The following is a 2,375-nucleotide window of genomic DNA, read 5'->3' on the forward strand; positions in this document are numbered from 1 at the left end:
GAGATCTTCGGCCCCATCCTGCCGCTGCTGTCGGTCGGCAGCCTGCGCGAGGCGATCGACTTCGTGAACCAGCGGCCCAAGCCGCTCGCGCTCTACCTGTTCACCTCCTCGCGTGACACGGAGCGGACCGTGCTGGAGCAGACCTCCTCGGGCGCGGTCGTGGTCAACCATCTGCTCTACCACCTGCTGGTGCCGGAGCTGCCGTTCGGCGGCGTCGGCGACTCCGGTCTCGGCAGCTATCACGGCAAGCACGGCTTCGACACCTTCAGTCACCACAAGGCGGTGCTGCGCAAGCCTGCCCGGCCCGATCCGGCCGTCGCGTATCCGCCGTACGGCTCCACGATGCAGAAGGTGCTGCGCCGGCTGATGGGCTGACCGCTCCCGCTCTGTACCGTTCGCTCCCGATCTGCCCACAGGAGGTGTGCAGTGAGTATTTCCGTATCCGGAGGGCTGGCGCAGCGCGTCGGCGGTTCGCTCGCGGACCGCGTGCTACGCGCTCTCGCGACCCTGGGCAGATCGGCGCGGCTCGCCGCCGATGTCGCCCGGTTCTCGATCTCCGACACCATCGGCCGACGACTGCCGGTCGGGGAGGTGATCGAGCAGATGTGGAAGTTGTTCAAGGTCACGGCGCTGCCGGCGCTGCTGATGGCGGTGCCGATCGGCGCCGAGGTCTCGGTGCAGGTCGGCGGCGTCATGGATCAGGTGGGCGCCAACTCGCTGGCGGGCGCGGCCAGCGGCCTCGGCGTGGTGAGCCAGGGGGCGCCGATGGCGGCCGGATTGCTGATGAGCGGTGCCGCCGCCTCCACCATCGCCTCCGACCTCAGCGCTCGCGCCATCCGCGAGGAAATCGATGCCATGCGCGTCATGGGCGTGAATCCCGTTCAGCGGCTGGTGGTTCCGCGCTTCATCGCGATGGTGGCGATCGCGCCCGCGCTGTGCATCCTGATCATCGCCGCAGGGGTCGCGGCGGGCCTGATCATCTCGACCAATGTGAACGGCGTGGTGCCCGCCAGCTTCTGGCAGTCCTTCGGCGCCTTCGCCACCCCGCTCGACCTGGTGTTCTCGGTACTCAAGGCGCTGTTGTTCGCGATCATCGTGGTGACCATCGCCAGCCTGCGCGGTCTGGAGGCCTCCGGCGGTCCGAAGGGAGTTGCCAACGCTGTGAACGCCTCGGTGGTGCTCAGCGTGTTCTGCATCTTCATGACTAATCTGGCTGTCAGCCAGCTGCAGAACATGTTCTTCCCGGCGAGGCTGGCATGAGCGTGCAGCGGGTTGTCGTGAACTCCGCGTCGGGCGCGCTGCTCGAACTCGGACAGATCGTCGCGTTCACCTGGAAAACCCTGGTCAGCCTGCCCAAGACGGTGCGGCACTACTCCAAGCAGACGCTCAAGACCATGAATGACATGGCTTGGGGCAGCGGCTCGCTCATCGTCGACGGCGGGGTGCTCAGCCTGATGTTCTTCCTCGGTGTCGCGGTCGGCGCGGTGGTCGCGATCCAGGCGTTCATGGCGTTCGATCTGCTCGGTTTCGGTGCGCTCACCGGCATCATCGGCTCGTTCGGCAATATCCGGGTGATCGCACCGATCATCACCGGCATCGGTTTCGCCGCCCAGGCCGGCTGCCGGATGACCGCCGAGATCGGCGCGATGCGGATCTCGGAGGAGATCGACGCCACCGAAAGCATGGGGTTGCAGGCGGTTCCGTTCGTGGTCGGCACGCGGCTGGTGGGCGGCATGCTGGTGGTGCTGCCCGGCTATCTGATGGCCATGGTGGTCAGCTTCATCACCGGCGGGCTCATCATCAAATACGCCTACGGGCAGCCGTCGGGCACCTACGACCACTACTTCGCCCAGTTCGTGAACATCGGCGATCTGGCCGCCTCGGTGGGCAAGGCACTGGTCTTCTGCGCCGTGGTCACCATGATCCACTGCTATTACGGCTATTTCGCCTCCGGCGGCCCCGCCGGCGTCGGCGTCGCTTCCGGCCGCGCGATCCGCGCCAGCCTGGTCGCGATCGTCGTCTTGAACTTCCTCATGACCGTAGCGATCTGGGGCCTGAACCCGGAACTTCCATTCAGGGGATGAGTATGGCCAGACACATCAATCAAGATTTCATTCGCGGTGACCGCGATCGCCAGCTGCGCGTGCTGGCAATCTGCGGGGGTGCGGCCGCGGTTGCCGTGCTCCTCGTGGTGACGGCCGGTGCTTGGGCATACACCCAGCTGACCGCGCCACAAGGGATCCGGCTGCAGCTCGTGCTGCCGGCGCTGGGTCCCGGCGTCGAGCCCGGCTCGAAGGTACTGGTGCGCGGCGCCGCCGTCGGCGAGGTCACCGACGTCGCCGCGGTCGATTCGGGCACCGCGCACGTCGCACTGG

At 67.0% G+C, this 2,375-nt stretch carries 3 protein-coding genes and 1 pseudogene; all 4 read left to right on the forward strand.

Features of this window, described 5'->3' with window-relative positions:
- The coding region (locus tag QH283_RS03490; RefSeq protein ID WP_280501576.1) for an aldehyde dehydrogenase family protein at window positions 1–375 on the forward strand (375 nt) is incomplete at its 5' end.
- Between the two features lie 75 nt (window positions 376–450).
- A complete protein-coding gene (locus tag QH283_RS03495) occupies window positions 451–1,260 on the forward strand; it encodes an MlaE family ABC transporter permease (protein WP_051026910.1) in 810 nt (269 codons plus the stop codon).
- The gene (locus QH283_RS03500) at window positions 1,257–2,084 is read left to right on the forward strand and encodes an MlaE family ABC transporter permease (RefSeq protein WP_086845817.1); all 828 of its coding nucleotides are present in this window, start codon (window positions 1,257–1,259) and stop codon (window positions 2,082–2,084) included. Before QH283_RS03495 ends, QH283_RS03500 begins: the two co-directional genes overlap by 4 nt.
- A pseudogene (locus tag QH283_RS03505) lies at window positions 2,081–2,375 on the forward strand (mammalian cell entry protein); the annotation flags it as partial. The gene QH283_RS03500 and the pseudogene QH283_RS03505, both read left to right, overlap by 4 nt.

Origin of the sequence: Nocardia farcinica (assembly GCF_029867845.1) — a bacterium.
Lineage (GTDB): Bacteria > Actinomycetota > Actinomycetes > Mycobacteriales > Mycobacteriaceae > Nocardia > Nocardia farcinica_A.